The following is an 8,165-nucleotide window of genomic DNA, read 5'->3' on the forward strand; positions in this document are numbered from 1 at the left end:
GCTTAAAGAACAGGTCTGACCGTCGGGACCGGCATTTGCTACCGGTTGGGCGGTGAAGGTTATGTCCACCTGATCAAAGTTGGTGCAGTTTACACCATTGTTCTCGAACCATTGGAATGTATAAGTGCCGGATGTTGTTACGGTAACACTTGAGGTTGCTAAGCTGGAGTTTGAAAATACGCTTGTGCCTGGACCTGAAATCTGAGACCAGCTGCCAGTGCCTGAACTTGGAACTGCATTCAACTGATAAGTTAGTTGACATACACTGGCATCTGTTCCAGCATTAGTAACAGGAGCAGTACAACATAATGGATTTCCAAATGGTAATACTGTTAATGGAAGAGTTGTTATAACAGAAGTACAACCTCCATCGGTTACTGAAAGAGTAATATTATATGTACCTGCAGTTGCATAACTAACATCATATGGACCTTGTCCACTACCGGAAATAACGGTTCCTCCATCAAAGTTCCAGTTATATGTAGCTGTAGAAGGAGATGTGCCTGTATATGTGTACGTTGTTGACGTTCCCTGACAAATATTATCTACAAGCGAAAATGTTGAAGAAGGTTGAGAAAACACTTGTACATTCTGAGTTGTTGTAAAATCACAAAGGGTATCTGTTACTGTAATTGTACCATTACATTTTACTTTAAAATCATCTATATTCCAACCACTATATTCAACAGACCCATCAGAACCACCCATTCCAAACCTAACTTTAAAATTAGCGCAATTATTAGCCTGAGTTGTAACATAGCTTCTTAATGTCCATGCTGATTCGCTAAACGATGCTGAATTTGAATAAATATTTGTCCATGTTCCTCCTCCATTAGAAGATACGTCAATATACATATGGTCAAATGAAGACGATTCACATCCGCTATAGCTATAGAATTCTATAGAACATGTATTTAAATTACTACAATTTATTGTTGGAGAAGTTAACCAATATGTTTGTGTCATACTAGCTGGATAACATGCTCCAAGATAATTACCAATAATAAAATTATCAGATGTTGTAGTATGATCAGCTGACGGGTCCTGAGTACCCGAACAAGCTGCACTAGCAGTTGCAGAACCTCTTGTCCATCCTCCCGAACCATAACCTGTCCAGCCTGTATTTGTACTAAAATCATCATTGAATATTGTTTGCGGACCTGTAGAAGTATTAGTTGTTATGTAATATGAGTGATAAGTTACTGTATGACTACCTGTTCCAGCCGTGCTTGGATTAAAGGTATTTCCTGTTATTCCTGGACCAGAAAAAACGCCCGGTGTTGGAGTACCGGTTAAAGTTGCAGATGCAGCTGTAGAACAATATGTAGGATTAAGACCTGATATTGTTAAAGTTGGTGTAGGATAAACCTGTACATATACCTGATCAGTTGCCGATAGAGTCCCATCAGACACCGTTACCTGATAATTAGTACTAACAGTTGGACTTTGTGGTGGAGGATTAAATGTATTTGAAAATGGTGTGCCATTAGCTGTCCATGTAACAGTTTGTGAAGGTGGTGGACAAAAAATTTGAACATTATCTAATCCCCAATGGTCAAAATCATTACCAGAAGTTACATCCTGATACCAACGAAACCAAACCATTCCATTAACAGGAACATTTTCACAATAATTCTGCCATGAAGTCATTGTCGGATCATAACCACCTAAAGGATCCCAATAATTAATATCAAACCAAGGTCCAGTTGAACCACCTGTTGAATATTGCAAATGCACTCCTTCTGTAGGCATGTCAGGTCCTTCACAGGGGCTACTGTTTGCCTGACTAGAATAAACCATATCAAAACAGATTTGGCACGATGTTGTAACATTGTAACCAACAGTTACCAATTCACGAGGAAAGCTTGCTGCATTTCCAACCCACAAGCAGGTTGTTCCATCTCCCGCACCAGTATATGCTACACATGGATTAGTAAATGTTGGAGTTGCATTTGAAGTCCAACCTGAGCCAATTAATCCATTATTAAAATCATTATTCATCATGTAAGTTGGACAACCTCCTTCTGATGTTAATGTTACAACATCACCTTCACATATCTTTATTGTATCTGGTGTAATAAAACCTATACCATTATAATATACAGTATCTATTGAAATCGCACACTGAGCTATACCCTTAGATGAGAAAGCCAGCAGTATAATTACAAACAAATAAAAATGGTGTTTTATGTTAAATTTCATAATTTATTCAATTATTTAAATGTTACTTCTAAATTTTTAAATTCGAACTTAGATAATTTACTGCCTTTGGCAGAGTTAATAATACCAGTAAATATTTTTAATCCGGCAATAGATTTTTTATCACAATTACCTTCAATACTTTCGCCTGGTTTTACAGTAAGAATATAAGAATTTTCGCTATTTGCAGGTTTATCACAGGTAATACATTTATCATTATACCATAATTCGAATTGCCATGAAATATTCATAGTTTCAGACGAAGTATTTATAAACTGAAAACAGATAAACTGATTATGAATACCATTTTGATTATCGTTGCAAGACAAATCAGAAGAATAAATCTGCAATCCAGAAATCTCTTTATAAAGCTTCCATTCAGGTTTAACATCTACGGATTGAGAAAATGCTGCACCATATATTAACATCAAAGAAAATAAAACTGTTATAAAGATTTTTGTACTCATAAAATTTTCAGATTTTTTTACTAAAATACTACTTTTTTAATAACTGTCACTTTAATTTATATAAATAGACGATAATCATTTATAAAGGTTGCCATTTATAAGATAAAAAAAGGCTACTTTTTCAAGCAGCCTTAATTATATTCATTTAAATCAAACTATTTATTAGGTGGTGTTTGTTCAACCTTTTCTACATCACCAGATATTCTTAGGGTTATATTGCTATTATCTGGGTCATTAGTTATTACATTTATTGTTTTGTTTTGTTTTCCTGGTTTTCCTGCAGAATTAAATGTTGTTTTAATAGTAGTAGATTTCCCAGGTTTTATTACAGTTTCAGAAGGAGTAACAGCGGTACAACCGCAAGATGCTTTTACTTTTCTTATAATCAAATCAGATTTTCCGTCATTAGTTAGTTTATATTCAAAACTTGCAGATTCACCTTCTTTAATTGTATTAAAATTAAATTCTTTTGTTTCGAAGTTTGCTTTAGGTGCATTTGCTCTTTGTTCTGGTGTAAGCTTAGAAAAATCCTCATCAATAGTCGCGCTAATAGAAATTTTATTGTTAGCATCAGGCTTACCATTCAATATTAAGTCAACCCTGTCCATAATAAATCCCCAATCGGTTTGTTTTGAACCATCATAAGTTGCCACAATTACGCCCTTTGCATTTGGTTTTAAAGTTTCAGGAACTACTTTAATTTTTATATGCGCAGGAATTTTATCAAATGTCATTTTAATATCTTCAGTTGAAGTATTAATAATTTGCACGCTATCAGTTTTAACTTCAGTAGTAAAAACCTTAATAAATGCTATATGATTTGTTTTTAATCTTAACCCTCCCATTTGCATTGGATAAGTATCTTCCAAAGTTACAGGCTTTGGTTTTACTTCACCTTTTATTGTTAAAATAACAGTATTATTCTCGGCGTTTGAAGTTACTGTAATAGTTTTATTAAACTGACCAGGACGATTTTGCGGGTTATAAGTAGCTTTAATTATTCCTTTTTTACCTGGCAAAACTGGATCTTTTGTCCATTCAGGAGTTGTACAACCACAAGAAGCTTTAACATTTTGTACAATAAGAGGAGCAGCTCCAGTATTTGTAAAAGTAAATTCTTTTGTTACCGGACCTTTTTCTTCAGCTATAGATCCAAAGTCAAAAGACTCTTCGGTAAAAGTAATTTTTGCCTCTTTAGTCTGGGCATTTACAAAAGCTGTTGTTCCAATAAAACAAATTGCAGCTAATAAAATTGAAACTTTTTTCATAATTTATTTTATTTATAATTTTCCTTTTATGACGAACAAAACTAAGGATAAAGCATTCGCATTCCTAATTCTTTAACGAAGTTTTAAATGGTTTAACAAAAATTAACTCATAATTAAAATAGCAATAAGCATTTTACAAAAACCAAGCCACTGAAATAAATAATTTTACTGTGAATTTTTATATTTAATTCCCATAATTAATATATCGTCTATTTGAGGTTGGTTTATTTTCCAGTTATTAAAAAGCTCCCGAAGTTTAATATTCTGCTCATTCATTGGCAATGAGTTAATAGAGCTTATCCACTTTTGTAATCCGCTAATTTTTAACTTTTTTGAATGCTCTCCTCCAAATTGATCAGGAAATCCATCAGAAAAAAGATACACGGTATCGCCATTATTTAATTTAAACCAGTGTTCTTTAAATTCTTTCACAACAAAGTGTCGTGAAGCACCTATAGAAAATTTACTTCCCCGCACATATTCCAACTCATTATTTCTGCACAAAATTAATGGTCTCATTGCTGATGCAAAAGCCATTTCATTTGTTTTAAAATTAAATTCACAAACTGCAACATCTAATCCATCTGTGGTTTGATTTTTTTCTTCGGACTGAAGAGATGTTTGTAATTCCTTATCGAGTTCATATAATATTTGAGACGGAGAAAAAACATGTTGTTTTTGTAAAATATCCTTCAAAATTGTAGAACAAATCAGAGACATAAAAGCTCCAGGCACACCATGACCTGTAGCATCAGCACATATAACCACAAATCTTTCTTCTGTTTGATAAAACACATAAAAATCACCACTTACAATATCTCTTGGCAAATAAAAAACAAATGATTCCGGAAAAACAGAATATAATTTTGATGGTGAAGGTAAAATTGCTTCCTGTATTCTTTTTGCATAATTAATACTATCAGTAATATCTTTATTTTTTTGCTCTATTAATTCCTTTTGAGCAATAACTTCGCTGGTTCTTTCATCGAGTGTTTTTTGTAATATTTCTTCTTTAATTCTATGATTTCTTTCGCGAATTTTTATAAATAAATAAAAACCGTATAAAAACACAAAAATAAATAACAATATAGCCCACCACTTTTTCCACCATGGTGCATCTATTGTTATATTTAATTTATATGGCTCAGTATTACAAATACCATGTGCATTATATGCTTTTATCAATAAAGTAAATGTCCCTTCTTCAAAAAGTGAATAAATTGCATAATTATTAAAAGTAGGCTCAGACCAATCTAAATCATATCCTTCTAAATAATACCTGTAACTTACCATTTCAGGGTTTTTAAAAGTAATACCTGCAAAATCAATTCTCAGCTTATATTTACCATATGGCATATTAATACTTCCAATAGATTTTGTCTCATTATCATTAAACTTTACAGAATTAACAATAACTGTTGGGGGTATTCTGTTTATAGAATTTTTTCTAAAGTCGTACCTTAAAACACCTGAAGTAGTTCCAAACCACATTATTCCTTCGTTGTCAATGCAGTTTGCATTTAAATTGCAATCGCTGGTAACCCCTCTGTTTTTACCAAATTGTTTTACAGTATTCTGATAAATAGCACTTAATCCTTGTCTATGACCTACCCATACTGTTCCTGTCTCATCACTAATAATTCCGTAACAATAATCAGATAGCAATCCTTTAGTAGTTGAGAAATTAACAAATGCAGTATCTGTCTTTACAAAAACACCATTACCATAGGTAGCAAGCCACAAACGCCCTCTTGTATCAAAAGCAAGTGAATTTACTTTTAACAAATCATCAGATGAACTTATTTTAATCTTCTCTAATCCCTTTTGACTATACCTGCACAAAAAATTTGTTTGAGTCGCAATCCATACATTAGAATTAACATCAGTAATTATATGATTAATAAAATTGTGAGGCAAACCATCAACAGTGGTTAATATTTGATGAGTCTTTTTATCCTTATTTATTATTATTAACCCATTATGTGAGCCAACAAAAATCTTTTCACCGAAACCATCGATAGAACTTATTGAATTAATCAACTGATCTTCAGAAATAAAATATGGCTTTGCTTTTCCTTTTCCAATATCAAAAATATATAGCCCTTTTTTTTCAGTTCCAATCCATAACAAAAGATCTTTATCAAGATATATTGAAGTTATTTTATCGTCAGGAATTCCATCCATTGTAGAATAAATAATTGGCTTATTAATCTGATCATAAGACAATTTTAAAAGTTTACCTGTTGTTCCTGCCCAAATGCACTCTTTGCCAGGATGTACAGAAAACACATTTATTTCACTGTTGTTATTTTGCAAAATAAAAGTAAAGAAATTCTCTAAAAATGTAATTAAACCGCTTCCATAGCTACCCATCCAAATATTTTCTTCGCGGTCAATAAATAATTTATTTATATTTAATACATCTAATCCTGTTGATTTATCAAATACTACAGGCTTTTGAAAAGCGCTAATATTATCGGAAAAAGGAATATTTATTACACCTTTTCCCATTGTTGCAATCCATAAACTGCCATTATGTTCACAAACAATATCTTTTATTGGAACATCAGATAATTTTAAATCAGAATATACTTCTTTAATCTTTGATCCCGAAAAAGAAAACAAACCTGCATCTTCAGTTCCGAAATAGAACAAATTATCAGATTTTGAAAAATAGATGCACTCTATTTTTGTCAATGGACTTCCATCAACTTCTGTTATAACATCAGGTTTTGAAGGATTAAAAAGAAACAAACCATTTCCTGTACCAATAATAATTTTATCTTTTAATAAGGACATACAATATATTTGCTGACCCTCAAATGCTTTTGTAAAAAGTTTTATTTTAAAATCTATCTTCCCTTTACTATTACTTCCGGATAATGTTATATTACAGATTCCAACATTTTGAGTTGCAGCCCATATTGAGCCATCGTCAGCAACCACTAATGAATTAATTGCACCTGCACCTTCTTTTGGAATATCAATATTCTCAAAATTAACACCATCAAAAAAACTGATTTTACCATTATCATGTCCAAACCAGTTATTTCCTTTTAAATCTGTAACACTTGATGAAATGAAATTATTTCCACTTATTTTTGAAAGATCAAAACTTTTAAATGAATGCCCGTCAAATCTATATAAACCTTCTCCTGTTCCAATCCATAAAAAACCTACTGAATCCTGATGCAGAGAATAAATATAAGGATAAATTCCATCCTTTTCAGAATCGTAAGTTTTAAAACGATATGACTGAGAGATTGCCGAGAAACTAGCTAATATAACAAATAGAATAATACTAAAAAACTTAGTCATTATTTCTTCTTTTTTTCTATTTGAGTAGCTATTATTTTTCCTTTAAATTTTGGAATTCCACCAATTGGAGCTGTAAAAAAAGGTAATTGGTCTCCACGTTGGTTTGTAACATAAATCACAACATTATTATTCTTAATAGCTGCACTTCTGTTTTTAACAAACTGAATATCTAATGAGGTGTTTTTTTCTTCAGCAACAATAGTATGTAGACTGGTTTCCCAGTTACCTTCGGCTGAAACTTTTGCAGGGCTTCCGTTTTTTGCTACAGAGACTATTCTAATAACCCCATCATTATCCCAGTCAAAATTAAAAATCTTTACTGAGACAACATCTTTATCAACATATGGATAAATATGAGACACGTTGTTAACATTATCATGCATTCTAAAGGTGTATTCAAAAGTAAAAGCATTACTTCCTTCGACTGCAATATTTTCATCGGGTTGAGTACTTAAAAAATAACGATATAAATTACCGTCATCTCCAGAAACTCCTTGAGCTATAATTTTAAAAACATAGCCACCGTAATCATTGCTTAATTCTCCTTCGGTTGGGTTAAAAGGGCCAAATGTGTACCAGTTCTTGTCATATTTAGCATTTTCCGCAAAAGTTTTAGTTGCCAATAAATTCCCACTTTTAAAATTGCCTTTTGGTTCGGTACCTTTGGCATCAGGTTCAGAGATACATGATTTACCACCATACACAGAAAAAGAAGTTTTGGTATCAAAAGCACCTTTTGCTTCATCAAGTTCTCCACCACAATCTGGATCATAAACTCTTAAATAAACAGGTTTTAATTGTGATGTGGGAATTACCAGAAAAAATATTTCACAGAAGTCATCATCACCCCATTTTGTCTCGCTTTGTCCACCAAATGATACCATATAAGGAATATTTTCCTCTGCAGTAGGAA

At 32.3% G+C, this 8,165-nt stretch carries 5 protein-coding genes; all 5 read right to left on the reverse strand.

Features of this window, described 5'->3' with window-relative positions; translation table 11 throughout:
• Positions 1-2,202, reverse strand: a 2,202-nt coding sequence (locus tag HY951_13065) for a hypothetical protein (GenBank protein MBI5540988.1), incomplete at its 3' end; no start/stop codon positions are given.
• A gap of 11 nt (positions 2,203-2,213) precedes the next feature.
• Positions 2,214-2,666: a hypothetical protein gene (locus HY951_13070; protein MBI5540989.1), complete on the reverse strand. Its 453-nt coding sequence runs from the start codon at positions 2,664-2,666 to the stop codon at positions 2,214-2,216.
• A 155-nt stretch (positions 2,667-2,821) separates the two neighbouring features.
• Complete coding sequence (locus HY951_13075; GenBank protein MBI5540990.1) at positions 2,822-3,934, reverse strand: DUF1573 domain-containing protein; 1,113 nt, start codon at positions 3,932-3,934, stop codon at positions 2,822-2,824.
• 165 nt (positions 3,935-4,099) lie between these two features.
• Positions 4,100-7,252 (reverse strand): SpoIIE family protein phosphatase, encoded by a 3,153-nt coding sequence (locus HY951_13080; protein MBI5540991.1) that lies wholly within the window; start codon positions 7,250-7,252, stop codon positions 4,100-4,102.
• Positions 7,252-8,165 (reverse strand): hypothetical protein (locus tag HY951_13085; protein ID MBI5540992.1); only part of this gene is annotated, 914 nt, incomplete at its 5' end. The genes HY951_13085 and HY951_13080, both read right to left, overlap by 1 nt.

The organism is Bacteroidia bacterium (assembly GCA_016218155.1).
In the GTDB taxonomy this organism is placed as follows: Bacteria; Bacteroidota; Bacteroidia; order Bacteroidales; family GWA2-32-17; genus GWA2-32-17.